Annotated in this window: 27 protein-coding genes and 1 other RNA gene; 4 read left to right on the top strand and 24 right to left on the bottom strand. The window is 53.2% G+C overall.

All coding sequences use genetic code 11. The annotated features are described in order from the left end of the window. From D568_RS0107425 to D568_RS0107335, 20 genes are all read right to left on the bottom strand, one after another. Nucleotides 1-720 carry an MlaA family lipoprotein gene (locus tag D568_RS0107425; RefSeq protein ID WP_157497742.1) on the bottom strand — a complete coding sequence of 240 codons (720 nt, stop codon included), beginning with the start codon at nt 718-720 and terminating at the stop codon, nt 1-3. 102 nt (nt 721-822) lie between these two features. Further along, nucleotides 823-1176, bottom strand: a complete 354-nt coding sequence (locus D568_RS0107420; RefSeq protein ID WP_157497740.1) for a hypothetical protein — start codon at nt 1174-1176, stop codon at nt 823-825. Nucleotides 1177-1271: 95 nt separating this feature from the next. After that, on the bottom strand, nt 1272-2177 hold the full coding sequence (locus D568_RS0107415; protein ID WP_020208956.1) for a porin: 906 nt from the start codon (nt 2175-2177) through the stop codon (nt 1272-1274). Nucleotides 2178-2393: 216 nt separating this feature from the next. After that, nucleotides 2394-3128, bottom strand: a complete 735-nt coding sequence (locus D568_RS0107410; RefSeq protein WP_020208955.1) for an HvfC family RiPP maturation protein — start codon at nt 3126-3128, stop codon at nt 2394-2396. Next, on the bottom strand, nt 3125-3985 hold the full coding sequence (locus D568_RS19620) for an HvfB family MNIO-type RiPP peptide maturase (RefSeq protein ID WP_020208954.1): 861 nt from the start codon (nt 3983-3985) through the stop codon (nt 3125-3127). The genes D568_RS0107410 and D568_RS19620 overlap by 4 nt, the downstream gene beginning before the upstream one ends. Next, a complete protein-coding gene (locus D568_RS0107400; RefSeq protein WP_020208953.1) occupies nt 3985-4359 on the bottom strand; it encodes an HvfA family oxazolone/thioamide-modified RiPP metallophore in 375 nt (124 codons plus the stop codon). The genes D568_RS19620 and D568_RS0107400 overlap by 1 nt, the downstream gene beginning before the upstream one ends. A gap of 270 nt (nt 4360-4629) precedes the next feature. Next, complete coding sequence (gene hrpA / locus D568_RS0107395) at nt 4630-8538, bottom strand: ATP-dependent RNA helicase HrpA (RefSeq protein ID WP_020208952.1); 3909 nt, start codon at nt 8536-8538, stop codon at nt 4630-4632. 164 nt (nt 8539-8702) lie between these two features. Beyond that, complete coding sequence (locus D568_RS0107390) at nt 8703-9173, bottom strand: Dps family protein (protein ID WP_020208951.1); 471 nt, start codon at nt 9171-9173, stop codon at nt 8703-8705. A 124-nt stretch (nt 9174-9297) separates the two neighbouring features. Continuing rightward, nucleotides 9298-10086 carry a class II glutamine amidotransferase gene (locus D568_RS0107385; RefSeq protein WP_026286904.1) on the bottom strand — a complete coding sequence of 263 codons (789 nt, stop codon included), beginning with the start codon at nt 10084-10086 and terminating at the stop codon, nt 9298-9300. A 36-nt stretch (nt 10087-10122) separates the two neighbouring features. Next, on the bottom strand, nt 10123-10527 hold the full coding sequence (locus D568_RS0107380) for a GNAT family N-acetyltransferase (RefSeq protein ID WP_020208949.1): 405 nt from the start codon (nt 10525-10527) through the stop codon (nt 10123-10125). Beyond that, nucleotides 10527-12596: a VWA domain-containing protein gene (locus D568_RS19615; RefSeq protein ID WP_020208948.1), complete on the bottom strand. Its 2070-nt coding sequence runs from the start codon at nt 12594-12596 to the stop codon at nt 10527-10529. Before D568_RS19615 ends, D568_RS0107380 begins: the two co-directional genes overlap by 1 nt. A 77-nt stretch (nt 12597-12673) precedes the next feature. Continuing rightward, nucleotides 12674-13030, bottom strand: coding sequence for a hypothetical protein (locus D568_RS21070; protein WP_020208947.1), 357 nt, complete (start codon nt 13028-13030; stop codon nt 12674-12676). A 2-nt stretch (nt 13031-13032) separates the two neighbouring features. Then, nucleotides 13033-13479 (bottom strand): YcgN family cysteine cluster protein, encoded by a 447-nt coding sequence (locus tag D568_RS0107365; protein ID WP_020208946.1) that lies wholly within the window; start codon nt 13477-13479, stop codon nt 13033-13035. Between the two features lies 1 nt (nt 13480). Beyond that, complete coding sequence (locus D568_RS0107360; protein ID WP_020208945.1) at nt 13481-13780, bottom strand: YcgL domain-containing protein; 300 nt, start codon at nt 13778-13780, stop codon at nt 13481-13483. A gap of 67 nt (nt 13781-13847) precedes the next feature. Then, on the bottom strand, nt 13848-14987 hold the full coding sequence (gene rnd / locus D568_RS0107355) for a ribonuclease D (protein ID WP_020208944.1): 1140 nt from the start codon (nt 14985-14987) through the stop codon (nt 13848-13850). Nucleotides 14988-14995: 8 nt separating this feature from the next. Beyond that, nucleotides 14996-15589: a recombination mediator RecR gene (gene recR / locus D568_RS0107350; RefSeq protein ID WP_020208943.1), complete on the bottom strand. Its 594-nt coding sequence runs from the start codon at nt 15587-15589 to the stop codon at nt 14996-14998. 17 nt (nt 15590-15606) lie between these two features. Beyond that, complete coding sequence (locus D568_RS0107345; RefSeq protein WP_425401962.1) at nt 15607-15927, bottom strand: YbaB/EbfC family nucleoid-associated protein; 321 nt, start codon at nt 15925-15927, stop codon at nt 15607-15609. 23 nt (nt 15928-15950) lie between these two features. After that, on the bottom strand, nt 15951-18104 hold the full coding sequence (gene dnaX, locus D568_RS0107340) for a DNA polymerase III subunit gamma/tau (RefSeq protein WP_020208941.1): 2154 nt from the start codon (nt 18102-18104) through the stop codon (nt 15951-15953). 107 nt (nt 18105-18211) lie between these two features. After that, nucleotides 18212-18308: signal recognition particle sRNA small type (ffs, locus tag D568_RS21395), an RNA gene on the bottom strand. 91 nt (nt 18309-18399) lie between these two features. Beyond that, a complete protein-coding gene (locus D568_RS0107335) occupies nt 18400-19884 on the bottom strand; it encodes an AbgT family transporter (protein ID WP_020208940.1) in 1485 nt (494 codons plus the stop codon). A gap of 94 nt (nt 19885-19978) precedes the next feature. On the opposite strand from D568_RS0107335, the gene tpx reads away from it, so the two are divergent. The 3 genes from tpx (at nt 19979) to D568_RS0107315 (ending at nt 21885) form a co-directional block, all read left to right on the top strand. Continuing rightward, a complete protein-coding gene (gene tpx / locus D568_RS0107330) occupies nt 19979-20476 on the top strand; it encodes a thiol peroxidase (RefSeq protein ID WP_020208939.1) in 498 nt (165 codons plus the stop codon). A gap of 146 nt (nt 20477-20622) precedes the next feature. Further along, entirely contained in the window at nt 20623-21471 is an 849-nt protein-coding gene (locus D568_RS0107320; protein WP_020208938.1) for a 6-carboxytetrahydropterin synthase, read from the top strand. 18 nt (nt 21472-21489) lie between these two features. Continuing rightward, nucleotides 21490-21885 (top strand): YbaN family protein, encoded by a 396-nt coding sequence (locus tag D568_RS0107315; RefSeq protein ID WP_020208937.1) that lies wholly within the window; start codon nt 21490-21492, stop codon nt 21883-21885. A gap of 23 nt (nt 21886-21908) precedes the next feature. Here D568_RS0107315 and lpxL read toward each other — a convergent pair whose 3' ends face one another. Genes lpxL through fabV form a run of 3 tightly spaced genes read right to left on the bottom strand, consistent with a single transcriptional unit; the run spans nt 21909 to nt 24945 of the window. Further along, nucleotides 21909-22829 carry an LpxL/LpxP family Kdo(2)-lipid IV(A) lauroyl/palmitoleoyl acyltransferase gene (gene lpxL / locus D568_RS0107310; RefSeq protein ID WP_020208936.1) on the bottom strand — a complete coding sequence of 307 codons (921 nt, stop codon included), beginning with the start codon at nt 22827-22829 and terminating at the stop codon, nt 21909-21911. A 28-nt stretch (nt 22830-22857) separates the two neighbouring features. Then, on the bottom strand, nt 22858-23739 hold the full coding sequence (locus tag D568_RS0107305) for an acyltransferase (protein ID WP_020208935.1): 882 nt from the start codon (nt 23737-23739) through the stop codon (nt 22858-22860). A 21-nt stretch (nt 23740-23760) separates the two neighbouring features. Continuing rightward, nucleotides 23761-24945 carry an enoyl-ACP reductase FabV gene (gene fabV / locus D568_RS0107300; protein WP_020208934.1) on the bottom strand — a complete coding sequence of 395 codons (1185 nt, stop codon included), beginning with the start codon at nt 24943-24945 and terminating at the stop codon, nt 23761-23763. A gap of 144 nt (nt 24946-25089) precedes the next feature. Between fabV and D568_RS0107295 the strand changes: the two genes are divergently transcribed. Further along, nucleotides 25090-25503, top strand: a complete 414-nt coding sequence (locus D568_RS0107295; protein ID WP_020208933.1) for an MAPEG family protein — start codon at nt 25090-25092, stop codon at nt 25501-25503. Here the strand turns inward: D568_RS0107295 and D568_RS0107290 are convergent. Beyond that, on the bottom strand, nt 25500-26660 hold the full coding sequence (locus D568_RS0107290; RefSeq protein ID WP_020208932.1) for a BamA/TamA family outer membrane protein: 1161 nt from the start codon (nt 26658-26660) through the stop codon (nt 25500-25502). The genes D568_RS0107295 and D568_RS0107290 overlap by 4 nt on opposite strands. Between the last annotated feature and the right edge of the window lie 339 nt (nt 26661-26999).

The following is a 26999-nucleotide window of genomic DNA, read 5'->3' as shown; positions in this document are numbered from 1 at the left end:
TTAAAAATCGTCAAAGTCATCCAGGTCGCTACCAAAGTCGTCTTCAACTTTGCCGTCATTGATCAAGTATTCACGTCGCTGTAAATATATATCCCGAAACAGCACATATTTATCCGCACCTATGTCTTGCTCCAAGTTCAGCAGCCGTGAACGGGTATCCATCAAGTCAAACACTTTAATTTCATAGCTCGTTTGCGTGTGACCGATGTAGGTTTTTGGATCGGTTACCCAATCGACAGGCGTGGCCGCCGCATCACGCAAGGTACGAGGCCCAAATACTGGCAGCACCAGGTAAGGGCCATCCGCAACGCCCCATTTCGCCAAGGTCTGACCAAAATCTTCACCATCGGAGCGTGGCAAGCCCATGTGATTGGCTACATCAAAAATACCCGCCACTCCTAACGTAGTATTAATTAGGAAGCGGCCGCTGTCTTTACCCGCCTGAGTAAATTTGGCCTGCAAGAGGTCATTAAAGACGTTGCGCACTTCAAGAATATTGTTAAAAACATTGTTAACACCTTGACGCAGCGGCCCAGGGGTCACCTTTACATAGCCCTTAGCTACAGGTTTGAGCACATAGGTATCCGCCGCATCATTGAAGGCGAACATGGCCCGATTAAACTCTTCCCAGGGATCTTGTGCATCAGATGCCAAAGAAAACGGGCTGAAGAGTAAAACCGCTAACATTAGATGTCGAGATATGAAGTTCAAAGAAGTCATCCTGCGGCCTAAAGAAATATTGATCTGGCTATCCCGCCAGATGAACGATTGTTCATATTTTACCGAACTCACATCGGTTAAACAATCGGCTAGCTCACACAGCTACGAATGGCAGTAAAACTCCAGCAAAAGCGTGGTGTTACCGCGCTCATCCATTTGATAGGCTTGCCTACTGACCTCTGCCACCCCTGGAGCGCAACGTTCTGCCGCCTGCTGTATCACCCCAAACCGTTGCTGCAAGAGGCTCAAAGCATCAGCGGCAGGCTGAGTACGCAGTACAAACCCTTCTGCTGTTGATCTTGACGTCGGTATAGCCGCATTTTCCTGCTTGGTAACCGATGACTTGGGCTTGGGCTCGTCCTTACCCGAGCCCAAGTTTGCCAACCATCCGTTAAGGCCTTCATCACGGTAATCACAGTCAGCAATACGGTTTACCGCATCGTTAGAATCAATCATATCTACAGCCGGTTCGCATTCACCGCCTATAGCAAAAGCAGATACGAATAAACCGTAAACCGCGATCAGCCCCAAGCCCCGGAATTTACTCAACCTCAAAACTTCAGCTCCATACCTACCCCGAGGTAATCATCGTCGCGACTGATGTCATCTTGATTACGGGTGTAGTACACAAAAGTACGCGTGCGCTTATCGAACTTGTAATCGCCACCAATACTGAAAGATTCTCGCCCTTCGACCTTAATATCCGACTCACCATACTGAGTTTTGAAGACCCACTTATCGGTAATATTCCACTGCGCCGAGGCAAAATAGCCGTTGCCTTCATTATCCTGCTGTTCGTATTTCTCCCAGGCACCACCCAGCATCACTGCGCCCAGAGTATAAGAACCAACCATACGCCAAGTTTTTTGCCCAGTTATATTCTCTTCAATGTTGCTATCCATGGCCGCTGCCAGATACAAACCGTCTTGGTTATAAGCCAGAGAAGTAGACCAGCCATCAATGCCGTCCGTCTCTTTCGTCACATAGGCTGCTTTCGCTGTGATAGGCCCCCAGGATTTTGGGCTAACATACTGAACCACGTTTTTACTGCGGTTCTCACCGGCGAAAATATTGCGGATATCGCCTTCCATATCATTGAACAAATCCACCTTTGAGGCGGAAGTTTTAAGGGGGGAGTCGTACACCCCCCCCATCAGGGTTCCGTAATTTGTCTGAATACCCAGGTAAATATTCCGCTGGGTCAAGGTCTGGCCATCTTTATCACCGTCATCGATGCTGGTTTCGTATTCAAACCGGTAGATCACCAGCACGTCTTCGGCGATGGCGTTATCACCCATCAAACCTATGCGCGATGAGTTGCTCTGCAGCTCTATTTCTCGATCACCGGCCTCGTCGGCCTGCTGCAAAGACACATTTGCCTTGCCGTATAACGTTACTGCAACCGCCGGTTGCGCCAGTACTGACAGGGCCACAAGCCCCCCAAACCATTGCCGCATAACTCGCTCCTCAGCCCTCTTAATGACGAAATGATGTCCAAATAGTGACATTTTAGTGACATATTTATGACAAAGATCGCGCATATTGCAGGGCAAATATTTCATTATTGTTACAAAGAGTCTTATTTTTAAAAATAGATAACTGCTCCACTCACCGTAAAGGATAGCCATGAGTGAGAGGATTTGCGCAGTAAACTGAGTATTTGGGGCAAAAAGCTAGCGTTTTGCCCATAAAATATCTCTGGACTGTAAATCCAACAGCAAGCTCTCGGCAAAACCGGTAAGCCCCGCCATAGTGGTATTTCCCATATCGGCAGCCCACTGATGCAGCAACTCACGAGCTGTTCCACTGCCGCCCTGGAGTAGCTTAATGAAGTGGATTGTCGCGGCGTTACTCAGCATAAATTCAACGCGATCGGCGCGATTGCGATAAACCAAAATGAAAGTGGGCTGCGCGGGAGGTATTTGAGGTTGATACTCAGGCCCCAAACGGTGAACCGGATACTGATAGCTCAGACACCATAAAAGTGGTGATACCTGAATACTCTCTGAGAGCAAATCATCGCAAGCCTCTGCCGATGGCAACTCTTGCTCGGCCACATCCAGAGCCAGCTCGACCCATTCATAGTGCGCTAACTCCTGCATAAAGGGTGGATCGCGCGGATCTGGCTCACGCTCATTTTGCAGGTATGTCAAAAACTCCTGGCTGATCTCCAGGAAATAAGGGCTGAGGCTTTGGTGACGTACAATAAAATCACGCACCATTTCATGCCAATGCTCAGCGGCTAAGATTTCCCGCAACACGGGAAAGCCCCCAGAAATAAACCCCTCAATATTGTTGTATATCAGACCGCGGTATATGTTAAGACGCCGTTCTTCGATACCTTCAGGAGCCGCACACACCGCGGGATCTCGCAAGTGATCGGCAAAACGTTTCTGTATCTCGCTCACTTGGCAAAGGCTCTGGTTGCTGCAGCAGACTCTTCACAACTCTGCTGAAACTGGCGAATTTGTCCCACTTCTGCCACCAGCTCAGATACCGGAGGCATATTAAAATCCCGCTCTAGCAATGTTGGAACCGGCCCTGCCAGCTTGTAAAAAGTCGCTAACAGTTTCCAGGCTGGCGCCTCTACGGGGGCGCCATGGGTGTCAACACGCAAATCTTCAGCTTCGTGGTAGTGCCCGGCGATATGGGCATAAGCCACCTTGTGCAGGGGTAAGCTGCGTAAAAACGCTTCGGCATCATAACCATGGTTTATGCTGTTAACGATGATGTTGTTGATATCCAACAACACACTGCAATCGGCTTCATCAACCACCGCGTTAATGAATTCGCTCTCACTCAGCTGTTGCCCCGGCGCACAATAATAAGAGGCATTTTCCAAAGCGATGCGCTGCCCCAGAATATCCTGGGCCTGACGCACTCGCGCGGCGACATAATGGACCGACGCTTCGGTAAAGGGGATGGGAAGTAAGTCGTACAGGTGGCCCTGATCGCTACAGAAGCTCAGGTGTTCGGAATAACCCCGAATGCCGTGCTCCCGCATAAAGCTTTTAACACGCCGCAGCAGTTCCACATCCAATGGGTCACGAGAACCGATGGAAAGGGATAGACCGTGACAGGCAAAAGGATAACGCTCGGTATAGCGACGAAACTGCTTACCCCAGCGCCCACCGACATTTATCCAGTTTTCAGGTGCTACCTCCATAAAATCGATAGCGCCCGGTTCTACCTCAGCCAAAGGCTGGAGTAAGCTCCGGCGCAGCCCCAGGCCTGCGCCGGATACGGCAAATTGGTGATCAGTCATTAGTGACCGCACGTCCCCTCGCCGCACTTGCCTTCTTTATCGGCTTTGGCATCGGCTTTCTCGCCGCCGCACTTACCTTCACCGCATTTGCCTTCTTTATCGGCTTTCTCGCCGCCGCACTTGCCTTCACCGCACTTACCTTCGCCCTCGGCTTTTTTCTCACCGCATCTGCCTTCTGCGTCAGCTTTTTTCTCGCCACATTTGCCTTCACCGCATTTACCCTCTGCGTGATGCTCAGCCAGCTTATAGCCACTTTGCATTGGCTCAGCCGCGAAGGGGTTTTCTGCCGCCGAAGCCACAGGGGCGGACATAGCACCGGCAATAAAAGCTGCACCAACGGTTGCCGCCAGGGGGGATTTGAAAGATTTACTCATAACACCATCTCCATTTGATTATGTAAAAAGTGGAACCGGCTCGGTAAACAAGCGGTTAAACTATAGAGGATTTGGCATCACAGTTGTTACAACTATTCCCCAGATAATCAAATCAATCACCTTTATTGACTTGATTTTACCCTGAAAGCCTAAAAAGAGAGTGAAGGCGGTCACTTAAGAACTCGCGTTAGCCTTTGGTCAGCGATATGGGGTATCCATAGAAGCACTGTTCATCAAGCAATGATCACTGCCCGATGAGTAGATTGCGTTTTATCCAGTCGCATCTTGCCAGAGTTTATTTAAGCGTTTACCAGACACGGGAAACCGTGTTTTCAGCGTCTGCGCAAACAAGGACACCCGCAACTCTTCAATCCCCCAGCGGTAGCGCTCAAGCTCTGCATTCTCGCGTAATAAGTAATCCCCGTGCTTGGTCAAATAAGCCTCTAAACGAGCCTGATGGGGCTCGATCTCGGCCATCATCAGCCTGTCTTTCTGTACATTTAACGCGGCTTTTTCCAAGCGCAGGTTTATCGCCTCCAAGTAGCGCGGGTATTCGCTGAACCATTCAAATGGCGTATTGAAAACCATTTTTGGATAGAACAAGCCGTCCAGCTGATGGCTGATATCCCCCGCCGCCAAAGCCACCGCCAGAGCATTCTTGCTCTGTTTCAGTGCCTTTTTAATACTGACCACTTTTGCCAAAGAAGCCACCAAAATGGCCTCCAGTGCTTGCGCCCGTTCCACCAATTCGGGCTTTACCTTGGCTACAGCGGCGTTGAAAGCATCATCATCGCGGGGAATGGTGCCGTCGGGCATCCCCAGCTGGCGAGCCGCCGCCATGCAAATATCGTCTACCGCAGCATCGCGCTTACCGATTTGTACCACCGTAAGGCCAAGCTCCTTGCCTTTCATCAGCTCTTTATTAAGGTATTTAACGGTGTCACGACACTCCAGCAAAATCAGCCGTGCGACACCGGCAAGAGTTTTATCGTGTGCCTGACGAGGGTCATCCAACACCTCCAGCGTCGCCGAGTCTTTTTTATCCAGCAGGGCCGGATAGGCTCTTATGGACAACCCTTTGCGCTTCAGCTCTACCGTTTCCGGCAGCGCTATATCCCAACGGGTAATCCCCTCACGGGTCATGTCATCGGCAGCATCGCGGATATTGCTCTGTACCTTTTCCCGATAGCGGTCACGTAAATCCGCTAAATCGCGGCTGGCGGCGATGGTTTTACCTCGATCATCCACGACTTTGATGTTGAAACGGTAAAAATCCTCAAGTTTGCTGATGTCCCAATCCGAGTCTTTTACTTCCACCAAGGTCTGGCGCTTTAGCTGGTGAGACAATGCTTCCGTAAGCGGCACATTCTCGGGCGACATAGAGGCCAGAGCTTTATCGACCACATCGGGTACTGGTACAAAATGTTTGCGGATGGGTTTGGGCAAGGCTTTGATCAAGTCGATACACTTGTCCCGTAGCATGCCCGGCACCAGCCAATCCAGGCGGTGTTCGGGAAGCTCGTGCAACAAGCTCACCGGTACATTCACGCTCACGCCATCGTCCTGGCTGCCGGGGCTGAAATGATACGACAACGGAAACTGAATACCCTGCCATTCCAAGGTGTCGGGAAATTGGGCCTCAGTAATATCCGTTACCGCTCGCTGCATTAAGCGCTCGCGAGGAATGTGCAACAGGTCTGGCTGAGCTTGCTCGGCTTCTTTGCGCCAGGCTTCAAAACCCGCGCGGTTAATCACCTCGGATGGAATCCGCTCGTTGTAAAACTCAAAAATTGTTTCGTCTTCGGCAAGAATATCCCGCCGCCTGGATTTCGCCTCTAACGCTTCCAGCTCGTCCACCAGCGCTTTGTTGTGGCGGTAAAACGGCGGCGGCTTTTGCCCGCGCTTAACATAGCGCCCTTCCACTAAAGCGGCCCGAATAAAAACTTCGCGGCATTCAACAGGATTAATTTGACTGTAATTGACTCGCTGTCGCTCAACTAAGGTCAGGCCATACAGGGAGACTTTTTCAAAGGCTTTTACCTGCCCTGAGCGCGGATCGTAGTGGGGCTCAAAATGGTTGCGTTTGACCAAATGCTTGGCAGCATCCAGCAGCCACTCGGGCTCCACCTTGCCCACATCCATGGCGAACAGCTGAGAGGTTTCTAGCAGCTGCGCAGCCACCAGCCACTTGGGCCGTTTCTTTTGCTGAGACGAGCCAGGGAATATTGAAAACTTACGGTTGCGCGCACCTAAATACTCGCGCCCCTCGTTGTGAAAGCCCACATTACCCAGCAAGCCTGTTACCAGTGCCTGATGCACCTGAGCGTAAGCGGCGGGTTCGCGGTTAAAGCTAAGGTTGAGTTTTTTGCAGATTAACTTTAGCTGGCGATGAATATCTCGCCACTCTCTCATGCGTAAAAAAGACAAGTATTCTTTTTTGCACAGTTTGCGCAACTGGTTCTGCGATAACTCTTGGCGCTGTTGCTCGTAATAGTTCCATAAATTAACGTAAGCAATAAAATCAGAATGATCATCCCAAAAGCGCCTATGCATTTGGTCAGCCGCCTGTTGTTTTTCTGCTGGCCGCTCACGAGGGTCTTGAATCGACAGCGCACTGACGATAACTAGCACCTCTTGCAAAGCGCCTAAGGTATCCGCTGCAAGAAGCATGCGCCCCAGTGTAGGATCTACCGACAACTGCGCCAGGCGGCGACCGTCTTTGGTTAGCTTTTGCTTTTGATCAACCGCATGCAACTCTTGCAGCAATTTAAAACCATCGTTGATCAAGCGCGAATCCGGCGCATCCACAAACGGGAATTTATGAATGTCTCCCATACACAGTTGCAGCATTTGCAAAATTACTGCACCTAAGTTGGTGCGCAGGATTTCCGCATCGGTAAACTCTGGGCGACTGAGAAAGTCCTCTTCGCTGTACAGGCGCACACAGATACCATCGCTGACCCGACCGCAACGACCTTTGCGCTGGTTAGCGCTGGCCTGGGAGATAGGTTCAATGGGCAGGCGCTGAACTTTGGTGCGCACACTGTAACGGCTGATACGCGCCACCCCGGTATCAATCACGTAGCGAATGCCTGGCACGGTAATCGAGGTTTCTGCCACGTTGGTGGCCAGCACTATTCGCCGCCCTTTATGCCCGGAGAACACCCGGGTTTGCTCGGCAAGGCTCAGGCGCGCGTAGAACGGCAGCACTTCGTAGTGTCGTAAATCGGCGTGTCGCAAACGTTTGGCGGTTTCTCGAATCTCACGCTCGCCGCTTAAAAAAACCAGAATATCGCCACCACGCCCTTTCGCTGTTTTTCGCTCGTGACGGTCAATTTCTTCTACCGCATCAATAATAGCCTGATAAGCGTCCGCGTCTTCTCTGTCGCTGTCGGCCGGTGGGCGATACCACACCTCTACCGGGTAAGTGCGACCCGATACTTCAATGACCGGTGCATCGTCAAAGTGTTTGGAGAAACGTTCTACATCAATGGTAGCGGAGGTAATAATCAGCTTTAAGTCGCGGCGCTTCGGCAACAGCTGTTTTAAATACCCCAGCAAAAAATCGATATTCAGGCTGCGTTCGTGCGCTTCATCGATAATGATGGTGTCGTAGCGATTCAAAAACGGATCTTGTTGAATTTCGGCCAACAAAATACCGTCCGTCATCACTTTGATCAGGGTATTGTCATTGGCTTGCTCCGTAAAACGCACCTGATAACCCACGGTTTCACCCAGAGGGCTTTTTAACTCTTCAGCTACACGCGCAGCGACGGTTTGCGCGGCTATACGGCGCGGTTGAGTATGGCCGATCATACCGCGCACGCCCAATCCGAGCTCAAGACAGATTTTGGGAATCTGCGTGGTTTTACCCGAGCCGGTCTCACCGGCCAATACCACCACCTGATGATCGCGAATGAGCGCGGCAATGTCATCGCGCTTGCCACAAACAGGTAAAGTTTCGGGAAATTCGATATCCCCTGGCACCTGGGCTGCACGAGCCTCGGCACGCTCTTTAGAGCCTTGCCATTCGTTTTGCCAGCGCTCGGTCATTTGATCCACCGGTTTACCGCTTTTCTCCCGCGCACGAATATCGTCCGCTTTACGGCGCAGCCGCTGGGCGTCACGCAATAAAACCTGAGAAAGGGGTTGATCTAAATTGACGGGCAGAACGGGCATATCTTCTCCGGCGTCGGCCGGGCGAAACCTGGCCAGAATAAACAGGGCGGGTATTGTACCGCGCTAGGGAGCCAAGCCAAATACCGATACAGGAAAATAGAGCCCTATAAAAAACGGCCTCAGGGCTCGCACCCTGAGGCCGTTTTGTACAAAAAATACGCGTTTTACTCTTCGAGTAGCGAGCGCAGCATCCAGGCGGTTTTCTCATGCAGCTGAATGCGCTGAGTCAGCAAATCGCCGGTGGCTTCATCGCTGGCCTTATCGACGACGGGATACAGTGCGCGAGCGGTTTTCACTACCGCCTCTTGCCCGGCCACAAGGCTGGCTATCATCTCTTTCGCGGTGGGCACGCCTTGCTCCTCTTTGATTGAGGACAATTCAGCGTACTGCTTGTAAGTACCGGGGGCTGGGTAACCCAGAGAGCGAATACGCTCAGCGATGTCATCGACGGCAACCGCCAGCTCGGTGTACTGAGTTTCAAACATCAGGTGCAATGTCTGAAACATCGGGCCAGTCACATTCCAGTGGAAGTTGTGAGTCTTTAAATACAGCGTATAGGTATCAGCCAATACCCGAGACAGGCCATCGGCCAGGGCTTTGCGATCTGCTTGTTCAATACCGATATCAATATCCATAGTTATCTCCTAATAATGCGTTCCATAAATACAGTTCTATTGTGAATTAAGCCGCCACCAATGAACAATCATGCTCGGCAATTGTGTCCATTAGTAGATTCAATGGGGTCAGACTTGTCTTTTATCAATCTTCCGACTGAAACACAATTTGACCTGCATCAAATACGATCAACTCTCCAGGTTCCATGGCCTGCCAATGTTCATTGGCCGTTAAAGGGTTGGTAGCGATGACTGTAACAACATCCTGCGGTGTGGTGTGTTCACCAAAATCGACCGTTAAATCTGCATCGCTTAATCTCGCTTCACCAAAAGGCGCTTTGCGGGTGAGCCAATGGAGCTTGGTTGAGCAATAAGCGTAAAGGTAACGCCCTTCGCTGAATAATAAATTAGCCACCCCCATTTCTCGCAAATGATCACACCAGTGTTTTAACTGACGCCAATAATTGGTTCGGTCTTGCCCAATACGCTGTGGCGACTCGAAACGATCACGAATTTTCGCCAATAACCAGCAAAAAGCCTGCTCGCTGTCGGTACTGCCGACGGGCACAAAGTCCGATAAAGGCAGGCCCGCCGCATTAGCCAGCTGGCCGTTATGAGCAAAGGTCCAGTTTTGTCCCCACAATTCACGAACAAACGGATGGGTGTTTTCAAGACTGACGGCTCCGACGTTAGCCTCGCGGATATGACTGATAGCAATAGAGCTTTTCATGGGAAAGCGACTGACAAGCTGAGCGATTTCTGAATCGACACTGGGCGCACTGTCGCGAAAGGCGCGTATGCCTTTGCCTTCGTAAAACACCACGCCCCAGCCGTCCCGGTGCGGCCCGGTACCGCCCCCGCGCTGCAGCAACCCGGTAAAACTAAAACATAAATCTGTGGGCACATTGGCCGACATTCCGAGCAGTTCACACACGCTGAAAACCTCTACTCTTTAGGGCTGCGGAAGGTGTTAGTAAGACATAAGAATAAAGTCTTTACCGTTTTTTTGGTATTGCCTGTAGGGTGCGGCTATCGCTTCGGGCACTTGCTCTGCAAAAGCCTGAACCATACCAACGCTTTGGTAAAACTCGCACAGATAAGGTTGGCAATAACAATACAGCGACTGGTGCCTGGTGAGCACTTGGGCCATAAGCAATCGACCCAGACCTTGACGGCGTTTTGAAGGCTCCACGGTGAGATTGCGCAGTAAAAACACCGATGGCGCCGGCTCCAACACGCGTGCTATAGCGACCACAGACTGGTCTTGCCAGCAGTACACATTATCGCGTTTACCGCATTTAGCCTTTTCACCCCACTGTCGATATAAGCGCGTAATAGTGGGATATTCAGGGACGCTTGGTACATACAGCGACATTACTTTTTATCGCTCTCATCGTCAAAGCTAAAGTCATCCATAGGTAACGAGCTTTCATCTAATGAATCAAGTACACTCACCGAATTGTCGTCATCCAGCGCCACCGCTTCTTTTTTCTGTTGCTCAGTAGCTTGCCCCGAGGGCTCATTGGGAGCCGCCTGCAGCTGCTGCTCAATTTCATCCAGCTCACTTTGAACATCTTTAGCGCTAAAACGACGATAAGCCCAGTATAACCCCCCGATCAGCAAGAGATTACCCAATGTAATGGCCGCAATCATTGGCCAATTTATACCGCCCTCGTCTGTTTCTTCAGCGCTATCCGGCCCACTCTCGAAGCCAGCTTCTTGCTTGTCATCCTGCGATTCAGAAACAGGTGACGACGTTTGAGACTTCGCTGCAGGTGTCTTTGCGACTGTGTCCGCCAGCCTTTCTTCATTCGCCAAGGCAGCACGTTCAGTTTCAATCTGCTGCTTTAACATCGCCAGCTCAGAATCCTCCTGAACAACTAAAGGATCACCCTCTTGCGGAAACTGTACATACTGGGATGGTAACACTTCGTTAAATTCACGGCCGTCGGTCAGTTCACCGCTGGCATTCAGCTCTATCAGCGTACGCATCGGCTTGGCTGGGGTTAATGTTAATTGCCATTGGGTATCGCTGACTTTTTTTAACGCGCGCAACTCACTCTCGCCGCTGGAGTGTTTTACATGCGCGACAACCGATGTTTTGTCCGTATTGACGAATTCGCTATCGGTTTTGACATTAAGGGTATATTTTACCTGTGAGCTTTGTACCGCTTTATCAAGCTGCACCGCAAACATTGACCCCACTTGCAGCTGGTGCTGAAACTCACGGGCAAAAGTTTTACCGTCCACTCGCAGTCGCAAACGGTATTGGCCGCGCTCATTAAATGTGGGTAACTCGTGCGTAAACACGCCCGTCGCTTTATCGGGCTGATCGGTCAAGGCTAGGTTCCAGCTCACATCGCGGGTAACGTTCATCACGACAATCTCAGCGGTTATTAAATCGAGAAAGTCCGCGTCGGTCAGGTTGTTACCTTTCTCTTGTAACGCATAAGCCAGCGTAAGAGCGTTGCCCGCCAACAGATTATTGGGCAAGGATTCAACGTACAGCTGCAGATCGCTTACCACCGTAACGCGATTTTGCGCCGACTCTTGGGCCTTCAGCTGCCAACGCCCCGCCGCAGGGTTAGTAATGGTAATTAAGTCGTAACCATCTGCGCTGTACCACTGCGTATTATCCCCGTGGCTGGATGCGCTTAAGGCTTTACCATCTGGCATCAGCAGCTGAGTTGGCTCGGCAGTAGGCGCGCGAAAAACCAGCGCCGTAAACTCGTTCACCTGGTCATCCACCAAAAACCTGTTGTTTTCCAGTGGCAAGCGTTTGGCGGGTACAGCCTGATCAAATATCTGTAAATACGCCTGCATTAACTCGTCGGCATTTTTTGCTACCAGATGGTGACCATCCGTTGTGCGAGACAACTGTTGCAGTAACTCGCTGTCGGCATCAGCCGAGAGAGCAATGGTATGTAGGCGAAAGTTTTTTTCGGCAATTTCAGGTAATAATTCGCTCAATACACGGTTGCGCTCACGGGAATTTACACCGGCATTTTTGTCGACATCAATTTTACCGTCGGTCAATAAAATCACATCGGCACTGGAGGTTTTTGCCGGAACTTCGGTCGCTCTGTGTAATACCTCACCAATATTGGTGAACAACCCGACAGAGTTGATACGTGACGTTTGTTCAAGCGCGCGGCGCTGCCAGTCCTCATCGCTACGGGAAAACGGCACCAGCATGTTCACCTGCTCACCGAACGTCCAGACACCACCGTAAGCCGATTCCGACAACAATTTAACCATCAGCTCCAGCGCAGGCTGGCGTAAATTGTCCGGGTCGGTGTTTTTCATGCTGCCGGATATATCCACCAGCAACCGAACATCGGCGTCAACCAGTGCCGCGCTTGGCGATGGTGATTGAGCGTGAGAGTGAAAGCAGAAAAAAGCCGCCCACAGCAGTACGCTTACGCGGATTAAGGAATTGGCCATGCTTTCTCCTGTGTGCTTATTGTTTTACCAGAGGTTCAATGTCCCTAAGTTATAGCAGTGGCCCCTTAAAATGCAATTTAATCCGCCGCGGGTGCTTCCTCTTTTGGCTTGCGCCAGCGGGTGGTGGCCAGAAGGTAGATGAGTGACAACACCAAGGCTACAACCCAAATTAACGCCAGGGTAACGGCCGCATCCAACCCAGCGTCTTCACCCAGAAATAGGGTGTTGAGTACAGCAATAAAAAATGCGGGGGCGTAGGCATCAGGCTTGTCAGCCAGGTTCAAGCTAAAAGGGGTAAATACGAACACAGCGTAGGTCACCAGCAAAAAATGGCGCACATAACGCAACCAGCTGCGGCAGATTCGCCACACCACCAGCCCAAATAAGAGGCCACCGGCGAGGTATACAGCCCAGGCCAACATTTGCTTATCCATGATTATTCCACCCAATAAATAATGTGTTCTTCGTAATCGTCTTCGGCAACATCCTGTTCGCGGCACACCTGCCCGGCAACGGACATACCGGAAAGTCTCGTCGAATCCGCATCGCCCGTGAGTAAGGGGTGCCAATCGGGTAAGGGTTTCGCCTCAGCCAATAAGCGGTACGCGCAAGTGTCTGGCAACCACTGAAACTCGGGCACATCCGCCGGTGTTAACACCAAACAATCTGGCACTTGCTGCTGCCTGCTCGGGTAATCGGAACATTGGCAGGTTTGGGTATCCAGCAATCGGCAGGCGATGTCGGTGTAGTACACATCACCCGTGTCTTCGTCTTCCAGCTTATGCAAACAGCATTTGCCGCAGCCATCGCACAGCATTTCCCACTCGGTGGCGGTCATCTCGTGCAGGTGTTTGCGCTGCCAGAAAACCCGCTCGGCTACCATGTTATCGGCCAGACTCTAATTTACTGTTGTGCGAGCGCACAGCGGCGGCTTCGGCGTCCATTTGTTGCAGCGGCGGCAGCTGTAGGTAGTAGCCTTTTTCATCCAGGCTTTGCAGCACTTTGCTGATATCGGCATTGGCGAGCTTGCGGTTTTCGTCCAGCACTAACACCATAGCTGGCTCGGCGCGACCGAAGCGCTGCATGAGCTCCTCTGGCACTTTGGTCGTGCCCTGGTCTTTACGGCAGTACAAGTACATTCCGCTGTCGCGGCTGCTGCGATAAATCTGGCAAATAACTTTCATAGTTTCCTCTGGCCCCGTCTTGCAATGGGCCGTGACTGACTGAGCAGCCTTTATTGAAAAGGCGACATTAAGTCGCGGCTAACGATTGGCGCGCCACTTCGAGCAGGTCTTTGCCAATGACATCATAACGCCAACCGGTCAGCCTTTCTGGCAGGCTAATATCACCGTCGGCATAGCTTCGCACCAAATGTTCATACTCTTTTTTGCGAATCAATAACTCGGGCGGCAAACCCACCGCATCGGCGCGCTCGCGCACCCAGGCCTTCATGGTTTTAATGGCTGTGCCATACTCGCGCCCCAGTGGCGGTGCCATGCGTGCTGGCAATTGGTCGTCGGGCAAATCACGGGCCTGCTGTAATACACCCAGCAACTGGTCGCCATGATCGGCAAGGGTACGTTTGGGGATGCCTTCGATCCGGCGCATAGCGTTGTAATCGTCCGGCAAGCGGCGAGCCAGCTCGAACAGCGGCTGTTCTTTTAACAAGCGATTGCGCGGTAGGTTGCTCGCCCGCGCCTCTTGTTCACGCCACAGGCAAAGACTTTGCAGCGCGGCCACACCGCGCGGTTGCAGTTTCCAGCCTAGGCCTATTTTCCTGTAAGCCTGGGTTAAATCCTGTGGCTCGGCGGCGGCGCTGACTTGGGCATCGCATTCCGCCAGAGCCCAATCGAGCCGATTCTGCTCTTTCAGGCTTTTGAGTAACTTGCCGTACACAATCAATAGATGCGCCACATCCAGCGCGGCGTATTCGGTTTGTGCTTTGCTTAGTGGCCTTGCCAGCCAATCGGAGCGTGTCTCGCCTTTGGGAATCTCTACGCCTAACAGCTCGCGCACCAACGCAGCATAGCCCAGTGAAAAACCAACCCCGGCAAACGCTGCCGCCACTTGGGTGTCAAACATGGGCTGAGGCAAGGCATCGAGTAAAACGGCAAAAACTTCTAAGTCTTCCGAGCAGGCGTGCAACACTTTGGTGACTTTTTGGTTGCGCCATAAATCGGCAAGCGGGGTAAAGTCGCTGATGGCTTTGGGGTCGATCAAATAGCAACCCTGGCCATCGCCCACCTGAATCAAGCCGGCAATAGGATAGAAGGTGTCGCTGCGCATAAACTCGGTGTCTACCGCAATGGCCGCCTGTTGGGCCCAGCGCTGACACAGAGACGCTAAGGTGTTGTTGTCGTCTACCCAAATGGGTTCGGTAGGAATGTGCATAGGCTCGCTTATAGCGCGCGGCGGCTGGAGAAGGCGTGAGCCAGAGTGCCACCGTCAATGTATTCAAGCTCGCCACCCAGAGGCACACCGTGGGCGATACGCGACACAGTCACTCCGGCGCGGCGAGCGCGCTCGCTGATGTAATAGGCCGTGGCCTCCCCTTCAACGGTGGGGTTGGTGGCGAGAATAATCTCGCTAATGGGTTCGGCATCCAGCAACGTTATTAGCTGATCAATACCAATGTCTTCAGGCCCAACGCCGTCAATCGGCGACAAATGCCCCAAGAGCACGAAGTACTTACCCTGGTAACTGCCCGCTTGCTCGATGGCCAGCACATCCGCCGGGGTTTCTACTACACACAGCAGCGTGTTATCGCGGCGCTCATTGCTGCATACGCCGCACAGCTCCTGTTCGGTGAGGGTGCGACAGCGCCGACAGCGGGCCACCCCCTCTACCGCGCGGTTCAGGCAATCGGCAAGGCGGGTTGCACCGGCGCGGTCGTGCTCCAGCAGCTGCATGGCCATGCGCTGAGCCGATTTTGGCCCCACACCCGGCAGGCAGCGCAACGCTTGCATTAGCTCATCAATTAACGGGCTGAACATAGAAGCGGCTGCCCGACTTAAAACGGCATTTTAAAACCGGGGGGCATGCCCATACCGGCGGTCATTTCAGACATTTTTTCTTTGCTGCTGGTCTCAACGCGGCGCACGGCGTCGTTCACCGCGGCGGCGAGTAAATCTTCCAGCATTTCTTTGTCTTCGCCCATCAGGCTGTCGTCGATACTGACGCTTTTAACGTCGTGACGGCCGGTCATAATCACTTTGACCATGCCCGCACCGGCCTGCCCTTCTACCTCGGCATTGGCCAGCTCTTCCTGCATTTTTTGCATGCGCTCTTGCATCTCTTGCGCTTGCTTCATGATATCGCCCATGCCTTTCATCATGGTGTTACCTCTTTAATCTGTTAGGGGTCTACCGGCTGTACCGATTCCAGGTTTAGCTCGGCGGCAAAATGTTCTACCAGTTGCTGCACTATGGGGTCAGACTTAACCGCTTCAACCGCTTCGGCCAAGCGCTCGCTGCGTTTACGGGCGGCGATCTGCGCGGGAGTTTCGGTATTCACTGCTCCCGGTTGAATCATCACCTTGACCGGCTCACCGTAATAGTCGGTTAAGGTGTCTGCCAAACGCTGCTGCTGGCCATCGCCAAATAAACTGCTGTTGTTTTCATCCAGAATAAAATGCAGTTGGTTGCCTTGCCTGCCAATTAACTCACAGTTGGCGGCAATGTTTTTGGTAACCCCACCCACATCCAAGCCGAGAAAGATTTGCGGCCAGCTGTGGGGCGCCGTCTCCTCTAGGGTGACTTTTTCGATAGGTGCCTGGGGCTTTGGCGCCGGCGCAGCTGGGGATGGCGCGGTTTGCTGAGCATGTTCAGCAGGCCCTGAAGTTTGCGCCGTTTCCGGCGGCTGCACTGGCGGCGCCGTGTCTTGCAACACCCGCTCTACTGCCGCCATCGGGCTCGGCGCCTGAGACTGTGGTTGTGGCTGTCCTTGAGTGCCGGGCACCGCTGCTTCTGGATAATCCTGCTCGGGCAGGTTATCCGGTGCTTCATCCCACGGGGGCGGCTCATCAGCAAACGGTGGCGGCTGGTGGGCAACCGGAGCTTGCTGGGGCTCCGTGTTGGGAACAGGGCTTGGCACAGGGTTAGGTGCAGCCTCATGCGGCGCCTCGGCAACCGCGGCCGCTTGCTGGCTGACCTCGGGTGCTACCGACTCAGAAGACGCTTGTGTTGATGGAGTATCAGTCGGAGCCTGACTCGCTGTCTGTGGTTCAGATGTCGCAGTAACTGGCTGCTGTTGGGTTTGTGACTGCTCGACTGGAGCCGCCGGGGCCGACGATGACGGCTCGGCTTGAGCCTGTACAGGTGGCGTTGCCAAAGTTTGTGGCACAGGCTGCGCCGTGGCACTTGGTGGACTTACCGGTTGCTGCTCTGGCGCGCCGGGCAAACGGCGAGTGGGAATATCCGTCACCCCTTGTGGCCGGAAAGCCAGCATCCGCAACAGCACCATTTCCAAGCCCGCGCGAGGTTCGGGAGCCAAAGGTAAATCGCGCCGCCCCAACAGACCCGTTTGATAGAACAGTTGCACGTCTTCCGGTGGTAATTCAGTGGCGAGCTTTAACACTTGCTCGCGGTCACCCTGACTGTTATCTACCGCCTCGGGCAGCGCCTGAGCGATAGCAATGCGGTGCAGTATAGACAGTAAATCGGCCAGCGCAGCGCCAAAGTCTGGCGCATGCTCAGCCATTTGCGCCACGGCATCCAGGACGGCTTTGCCGTCGCCCGCCACCAGAGCACGCAAAATATCGTACACCGCGCTGCGATCAATGGTGCCGAGCATAGCGCGCACTTCGGCTTCAACCACTTTGCCCGAACCAAAGGCAATGGCCTGGTCGGTCAGGCTCAGGGCATCGCGCATACTGCCATCGGCCGCGCGGCCTAATTGCCACAGAGCGCTCTCTTCAAAGGGCACCACCTCGGTTTCCAGCACATGCTGCAGGTGCCCGGTAATCAGCTCCGGCGTCATGTTCTTTAAATTAAACTGCAAACAGCGGGAAAGAATCGTCACCGGTAAACGCTGGGGGTCGGTAGTGGCGAGCAAAAACTTAACGTGCGGCGGTGGCTCTTCCAGGGTTTTTAACAGGGCGTTAAAAGAGTGAGTGGAAAGCATGTGCACCTCATCGATCAGGTACACTTTATAGCGGCCACGAGTCGGCGCGTACTGCACGTTCTCCAGCAGTTCGCGGGTGTCTTCCACCTTGGTGCGACTGGCGGCGTCCACCTCAATCAAATCCACAAAGCGGTTTTCGGCAATCTCCACACAGGCGGCGCACTGGCCGCAGGGTGTAGAGCTGACCCCCACTTCGCAGTTCAAACATTTGGCAAGAATACGGGCAATGGTGGTTTTACCCACACCTCGGGTGCCGGTAAACAGATAGGCGTGGTGCAGACGGTCGTGATCCAGCGCATTTACCAGAGCCCTTAGCACATGCTCTTGCCCCACTAAATCGCGAAACGTACGGGGGCGCCACTTGCGTGCCAGAACCTGATAGCTCATGCCTTCCTCAATGTTATTGCGGGTAAAAGCACGGATTATAGCTTTACCGGCGGCAAATAAACACGGGCAGAAAAGGATGAAAGTACAGAGGGAGAAATTGGAGATGACCCCACCAGCCACACCCCGGCACATGACTTTACCGCTACCGTTGCTCCCTTCCGGGCCTGGCGGGGTTCACGGCGAATCATTGCGAGGGGACCGGCAGGGCCACCATTACAGCAACAGACGCTGTCTGCTGAGGCCGCGCATTATCCGCAAGTTGCCCCCGCTTTGCAAGGGCGAAAAACCATGCCGTTTAAAACCCCAGTGGTAAACCGAGCGATAGCCAGAGCGCAAACATCGCGGTCCACACCAGTAAAAATGCCAGCGAGTACGGCAGCATCATTGCGATTAAGGTGCCCACACCAACCTTGGGCTGATAGCGGGCGGCGAATGCCAGCACCACCGCAAAGTAAGGCATCAAAGGGGTAATAATGTTAGTGACGCTGTCGCCGATGCGGTAGGCCATTTGCGTTTGCTCCGGCGCCACCCCCAACAGAAGCAACATGGGCACAAACACCGGCGCCAGCAGCCCCCATTTCGCCGAGGCGCTGCCCACAAATAAATTGATCAGCGCACTGATCACGATAAAGAGCAGCAGCAATAACACTACCTGCCCCTCAAAGCCCGCCAGCACATTGGCACCACTGGCCGCCAACAACTGCCCCAGGCCACTCCAGCCAAACCAGGCCACCGCCTGAGCGGCAAAAAACATCAGCACCAGATAGCCCGCCAAGGACACCATGGCCTGCTCCATACCGCGAGTGGCTTCGCCCGGGCGGTTAAACCGACCGCTGACTTTGCCGTAAACAAAACCCGCCCCTGCGGAATATAACGCAATTAACGGCACCAGTGCCTGTAAGGCAAAGCCAGTATCGGTTGCCAATACCGCCCAGGGCGAAAACGTCAAGGCGAGAATCAACACGGCAAAGCCGATGGTATAAGCGAGCACCCAACGCAACCCCTGAGCGTGAGGCATTACCGGGGCCTCAGTGGTCTCCTGCCCCCCGTCATGACTCGCCCGCGACAAATAAGGCCCGACAATACGCTCGGTTACCCACATTCCCACCAGCGCCAATACAAGGGTCGAGGCCGCGGTAAAGTAATAATTGGCCGCAACGCTCACCTCGGCTTCAGGCTCTATCAGCTGAACGGCCTCGGTGGTCAGCCCCGCCAAAATAATGTCCGCCGGCCCGAGTAAAAAATTAGCGCTGTAACCGGCGGACACACCGGCAAAGCACGCGGCAATACCGGCCAAAGGCGCGCGCCCTGCCGCCTGAAATAACAACCCGGCCAGGGGAATCAGCAACACGTAACCCACATCAAAAGCGATATTAGACAAAATACCTGCCAACACCACGGCAAAACTTAAGTAGCGCTCGCGCACCGCCATCACCACGCGCAAGAGCAAAGCCTGTAACAACCCCGAGCGCTCTGCCACACCCAGTCCCAGCATGGTCACCAACACCGCTCCAACAGGCGCAAAGCCGGTAAAGTTGCTGGCCGCATGGGTCAGCGCCCACTGAACGCCCTCGGCTGAGAGCAAACTTTTGGCAGCCAGCGTCTGGCCACCACCGGGGATGGTAACTTGCCAGCCCAAACCATCGGCAACGGCCGAGGCCAGCGCCACCAAAACCGCCAGCCAAATAAACAACACAACCGGTTCGGGCAGGCGATTACCCAGTCGCTCCAAAGCGCCCAAGCGCCGCACCCAAAAATTATTTTCATCCGCCGAGGCCATTATTTTTTATCCGTACTTGATTTCAACATTAACGCCACCACATGGGTTTGTGTAGACACGTTAAACCCAATCACACAATGCAATGGAGAACACTATGGCCACGGTTACCCTGAAAGGCAATCCTATCAACACCAACGGCGACCTGCCTGCACAAGGTCAAAACGCTCCCGCCTTTACCCTGGTAAAAGCCGACCTGAGCGAGCTAAACCTGAGTGACCTAAAAGGCCAGAAAGTGGTGCTGAATATTTTCCCAAGCGTCGACACCCCCACCTGCGCGCAGTCTGTACGCACGTTTAACGAAAAAGCCAGCAGCCTAAACAACACCACTGTGGTGTGCGTATCGCACGACCTGCCCTTTGCTCAGGCCCGTTTCTGCGGCGCCGAAGGTTTGGATAACGTCGTAACTGGCTCGGCTTTCCGCTCAGACTTCGCCGAGCAATACGGCGTTAAGCTGGTAGACGGACCACTTGCCGGTGTGACAGCCCGCGCCGTGGTCGTGATTAACGAGGACGGCCAGGTTAGCTACAGCCAGCTGGTCTCAGAGGTAGCCGACGAGCCAGATTACGATTCGGCGCTCAAAGCACTCGCTTAACCCCTTCGTCGGCGGCCACCGCCGCCGGCTTTTTTTCAGCCAACACTCTTTTTTCAGCCAACATTATATGCAGCTGAGAAGTATGCGGCTGAGAATTTTACGCTTTGCTGGTACCATAGCGGCCTTCTCAACTCCCTGGCTTCACTATGCTGTTATTCGTCGACAACCTCACCAACGTGGACTTCAGTTACCTTGACCCTACCCGCGGGATTGTAGGCGAGACTTGGCTTGCCAATATTCGCCTGCACGGCGACTTAAACGAGCAGAGCATGGTGTGCGATTTTGGCCGGGTGAAAAAAGTCGTGCGCAACTGGCTGGACACCGAGCTGGATCATCGCTTAGCGGTTCCAGCACACGCCAGCAATATCAGCGTTCAGGAAAATGGTGATCGAATCGCCCTCATCTGGACACTCACTAACGGCGAGCAGATCAGCCTTGAATGTCCGCGTCAGGCCATTGCCCTGGTTGATGCCGAAACGCTCAGCGCCGAGTCCATCGCCCGCTGGTGCGAAGCTCAGTTAGAAACCGCCTTTGCGCAAAAGCTCGACAAGCTGGAGCTGAGCTTTTCTACCGAGAGCATCGACGGCGCTTTTTACCATTACAGTCACGGCTTGAAAAAGCACGATGGCAATTGCCAGCGCATTGCGCACGGCCATCGCTCGCGTATTGATATTTGGCAGGATGGCGCAAAAGCCCCCAACCTTGAAAAGCACTGGGCCGAACTGTGGCGTGATATTTACATCGGCACCCGTGAGGACATCCACCAGGCCCTTACCATTGAGGGTGTGGACTACCTGGATTTTTCCTATCAAGCGCCGCAGGGGCAATTCACTCTGCGTATTCCCCACAGCCATTGCTACCTCATAGACACCGACACCACCGTTGAATGCTTGGCCGAACATATTGCCGCCGAAACGGCGCGCCTGCACCCTAACAGCCAATTGCGCATTCGCGCTTACGAAGGCATTAACAAAGGCGCCGAAGCCTACCGTTAACCACAGCCCACTACGCCCATGCCTAATAAACCTCAGGCCAAACCCGCTCCGGCGCTCATACTGCGCCTGCCCTGGCTGATTCTTGCCTGGTTGTGTGTGTTACTGGGAATGATTGGTGTGTTTTTCCCTGTCATGCCGACGGTGCCGTTTTTACTGGTAGCCGCCTGGGCCGCATCCAAAGGCTCACCCAAACTGCACAACTGGCTTTACAGTCACCCGCGATTTGGCCCCCTGCTGAGCGCCTGGCACGAGCGCAAAGCTGTACCGCGCTACGCCAAACGACTGACGCCACTGCTGCTGATAATGAGCCTGGTGATAATGGGAGTGGCAGGCATCCCGCCCTGGGTGATGGCAAGCTGCGCAGCTATTTTTATCGCCGTGACAGCGTATCTTTGGAGTCGGCCCGATGCTTGACCGGGCGCTTAGCTTTTTACGCGTTATTCGTAAAAGCTGTCTTCGCCCTCGGGGCGGGTTTTAAAGCGCTGCTGCGCCCAAAAGTATTGCTCGGGCGCTTTGGCAATCTCCCCTTCCATAAACGCGGCAATACGCTGGGTATCAGCAACCTCATCGCCACTGGGAAAATCTTCGAACGGCGGGTGAATCACCAAATCGTAACCAGAACCATCATCGCGACGAAATTGGGTGAAGGGAATCACCCGGGCTTTGCCCAGTTGGACGATTTTGCTGGTGGCGGTAATCATGGCCGTAGGCACGCCAAAAAAGTCCACAAACACACTGTTTTTAGGGCCCAGATCGCGGTCGGGTGCATACCACACGGCGCGGCCACGGCGTAGGTGGGCGATCATGGTTCGCACACTGTCGCGCGGAATGGCAATTCCGCTTTTGCAGTAAGACTCGCGTCCCTTGCGCTGCAAATAATCGTAAACCGCGTTGCTATGGGGGCGATACAAACCGTCAAACTCGGTGTTGCAGCCCAAAAAGGCACTGCCGATATCCAGCGTGCTGAAATGGGTGGTAAGCAGCAACACGCCCACACCGTCTTTTTCCGCTTGCTCTAAATGTTCTTTACCCGTAATTCGATGCAATTTACGCAAGCGCCACTGGGGCCAGAACCAGCCGATGCCCGTTTCAAACATGGCCGCCGACATAGACTCGGCATTTTTTTTCAACATCACTTCTCGCTCCTGCTCACTGAGGTCGGGAAAGCAATGTTGTAAATTAATACGGCCGTAATTGATGCGCTTTTTATTCAAATACAGTAGTGGCGCCGCTTTTTTGGCCAGCCACATTTGCCAGCGATAAGGCAATTGCGCCAGCAAAAACCACACGCCCGCCCCCAGCCAAAATAACCAGTAGCGCGGGTGCAATAATGCAGCGGAGAAGTGTGTTCGATTCATGCGGTCTTAACCTGTTTCTACCAATTTTTTATTTGGCGGACTGCTGCTCTAAACGCTCCAGCAACTCGTCTTTATCCTGCCAAATGCCGTTTACCCAGTTTTGAAAATGAGCACGGAATTTGCTGTCGCCATAATCTCCGGTCAAGCTGGCATCAATGGATCGCTCTTGAATCACCACTTGTATAGTGTCCACGCCTCCACCCAAGTATTGCCAAAAACTGGGGCGCCCACCGGGGTAATAAATGGTGACATCCAACAACGTGTTAATCCGCCCTTCCATCGCCGCCAGAGTAAAGGCAAGCCCCCCTGCTTTGGGAATCAGCAAATGCTTGTACGGTGACTGTTGCGCCGCGTGTTTTTCCGGAGTAAAGCGCGTGCCTTCAAGGTAGCTGATGATCGTCACGGGTTTGTTGCTGTAGCGTTCGCACTGTGTGCGGGTGGTCGCTAAATCTTTACCGGCAAGTCTGGGGTCACGGGCAACTTGCTCTTTACTGTGACGACGCATAAACGGAAAATCCAGCGCCCAAAACGCCATACCCAACACAGGAATCCATGCCAGAGATTGCTTTAAAAAAAACTTAAAGTAAGGCACACGGCGATTCAGCACCCGCAAAATTACCAGAATATCCACCCAGCTTTGATGGTTTACCACCAGCATAAACCACTGCCGGCGGGCAAACTCCAGCGGGCCATCCACATGAATTTTTGTGGGCAACAAAAGGCGCTGATGAAAGTTGTTACAGCTGATCCACGCGCTGGCGGTTTTATCCAGCCAGCGCGTAAGCATTGGTCGCCAGCGGCTGCGATACAACAGCAGCTTTACCAGCGACAGTGTTATCAGGGGCACGCCGATAACGAGCGTTACCAAGATAAATAAGCACTGACTCAGCAGCGCTCGCAAATGCCCCACTAACCTCACAACCAAGCCCGATTAGAAGTTATGTTCTACCAGCGGCGTGGTGTCGGCTTCGTAATCCACACCCTCAAAGCCAAAACCAAACAGCTTTAAGAAATCGCTGTTATAGGTTTTGTAATCGGTCATTTGCATTAGGTTTTCTTCGGTTACCTCTGGCCAAATAGCTTCTACTTCAGCCTGAGTTGCCGGGTCCAGCTCTTTGTCGTCAACGCGGAAGCGATCGGCATCGTCCAGGCGCGGGCTGTCGGTGTACAAACACTCAGCAAACAGGCGCTGCAGCTGCTCGATACAGCCTTCGTGAGTGCCCTTCTCCTTCATCACTTTAAACAAAATAGACATGTACAAAGGCATGACCGGAATGGCAGAGCTGGCCTGAGTAACCAAAGCTTTCAAGACCGCCACATTGGCGCGTACTTTTTTATCGGCCAGGCGTTCGGCGATGGCTCCGGCGGCGCGGTCTAAGTCTTCTTTGGCTTTACCGATGGTAGCGTGGCCGTAAATGGGCCAGGTTAGCTTGTCACCTAAATAGGTGTAGGCCACGGTCTTTGCGCCCTCGGCCAGCACATCGGCCTCGGCCAGTGCGTCCAGCCACATTTCCCAATCTTCACCACCCATCACTTTTACAGTGTTATCAATTTCCTCCTGGGTGGCCGGCTCGACGGTCACATCGGATATTTTCAGGGTATCGGTATTGAGGTTTTTGGCGGTATAGCCTTTGCCGATTGGCTTAAGCACCGAGTTATAGGTTTCACCGGTGTTGGGGTCGGTACGGCGGGGCGAAGCCAGCGAGTAGACCACCAAATCAATTTTGCCCAAATCTTCTTTGATGGCAGCAATGGCCTCGGCTTTGATTTCATTGCTGAACGCGTCGCCATTAATGGTGCGGGCGTACAGGCCTTCTTTTTCAGCGGCGGCGTGGAATGCAGCGGTGTTGTAGTAACCGGCCGAGGCGGTTTTTTTCTCGGTGGGGGGCTTTTCAAAGCACAAGCCCAGGGTTTTGGCGCCACTGCCAAAGGCGGCAGTAATACGCGAGGCCAGTCCGTAACCGGTAGAGCAGCCAATCACCAGTACATTTTTAGGGCCACCTTCAATGCTGCCCTGCGCACGGGTGTAATCGATTTGTTCTTGCACATGAGCCGCACAGCCCTGTGGGTGGGCGTTAATACAGATAAAACCGCGAACTTTTGGCTTGATGATCATATTCTTCATCCTGTTGGTCTGGAATTCTCCGCAGGCTGTTGCAGCGCAGGTTGCGGGCCGTAAAAGGGGGCTATTATAGTGCTCCAAGCGCCGATTAACAGTACCGCCCCAATCCGCGCACTTTTTGATCAGCAAGGAGGTTGTATGATCTACCCAATGGCCGCTATGGTTTTACTCACCTTCGCCGTCGCCTTTGCCATGCTGGGCGCGAGAATCAGCGCCGTAAAAAACCGGCAGGTACCGTTAAGCTACTTTAAAACCTATAACCTGCCCGCCGACCAGCTGCCCGAGCGCATGGTGCTAGCACAACGCTGTTACCACAATTTGCTCGAAATACCGCCGCTGTTTTACGCGGCCTGCCTGGCGGCGATGGCCATTAACGCCACAGGCACTACCATGATTGCCCTGGCCTGGCTGTACGTGATTTCGAGAATATTGCAGGCCATCGTTCACTTAAGCGGCAATAAGGTGTTATGGCGCATGCGCGCTTTTTTGCTTAGTAATCTATTTTTGCTGGCGATGTGGGGACTGCTGGTATTTGCGTATACCGCTGTTTAAAACGCCTCCCCGACACCAAAGTAGAACTCTGAGCCGTTTTTCCCTACGGCCCAGTCGGCGGATAAACTCACCTGGTGTTTACGGGACAACATAAAGCGCGCCCCCACCCCAGCGGCGGGCAAATAATTGCTGAAAAATTCTTTCGGAGAGTCGGCCACTTCACCCACTCCGGCAAAACCCGTTAACACCCATTTGTCGCTTGCCCGCCAACGGTATTCACCTTGTAACGCGTACATATCGCTGTCGCGGTAGCGGCCGGTATCGTAACCGCGCAAATCGGTTTTGCCACCAAACGAGCTGAGTAAAAAGAAAGGTGCGTCGCCACTGGCGCTGCGGTACATAGCCCGCAAGGCCAACACATCACCAGTTCGCGCGGGCAGGTACACATTGCCGTCTAACTTAAAAATATCGGTAGTAAAATCTGACCCCAGCCAATCGCGGTACAAGTAGACGCTGGCCTCGCCCAAGATACCCTCGCGAGGGAAATTTACATCATCACGGCTGTCGTACTTAAGCGGCAGCTCTAACGCCCCCAAGTCAAGGCTGATCGTCGGGTCCGGCAAATCAAAAGCAGTGGTCTGCTGGCCGCGCAAACTGACCTCAGAGGTACCACCTATCACGCCAACGCCAGCGTATACGCTGTCAAACCACTCCCACATAGCCATGCTGTACAGGATTTGCCCGGTTTGACTGACATTCAAATACTTGCCACTTTCACCGGCGCTATTACCGATACCCCAAAAGCGATAGTTGAACGTTAAATCCCCCAGCAGCATCACCAGACGCAAACGGTCGTTCAACAAATGAAAACTGCCACCCACACCCACAGCATGGCTCTCATTCTCTGAAGCCATAGCCATTACTCCCACCAGAGAGTTTGGGTTAGAAATATTCTTTTGGGGTAAAAAGTAGCCCGCCCCTAAGGTAAGGGTCCACCCCAGCTCTGACGAGCGGCCGGGCACAGGTGCCAAGATCAAGTCATCTGGCCAACGGGAAAAGACAGAGGCAGCCGGATTTCCGCTGAGCTTGGCTGTTTCTATGTTATCAACCGCCTGATCTGCCGGCAGAGGAACCTCCCTGATTGGTTCGGCGTGCGAAACAAGGCTTACACACAGAAACGCAATCAGCGGGTATATTTGCCAACATTTTACAGACATTAAAAACAATCCAAGCCTGATGAAACACACCTTAAACGGGCGCAATTAAAGCCCTCACCGGTAATTTTCTCATTGAAGGGAGCTGCAATTTATAGGCATTTTATTCATTCCATCGCGTAAGAGTATTTGTGCCATAACAGAGCCAGAGCTTCAACGAAAACCTCTTGCACACTAACAGAATACGGCTAACGAACATTATCCTTCGCCAGCCCATAACGTGCAGTCATTATAGCGATTTCAACTTTCACACCGGCTGAATACTCGTTAAAGCAACCTGAATTTTAAAAATGGCAGCATCAGAATTTCGCCGCCCTTGCCAGGGGGGGAGCCCCCCTCTAA

This window comes from Gilvimarinus chinensis DSM 19667 (assembly GCF_000377745.1).
Taxonomy (GTDB): Bacteria; Pseudomonadota; Gammaproteobacteria; order Pseudomonadales; family Cellvibrionaceae; genus Gilvimarinus; species Gilvimarinus chinensis.
This window is presented reverse-complemented; position numbering and strand designations above follow the sequence as displayed.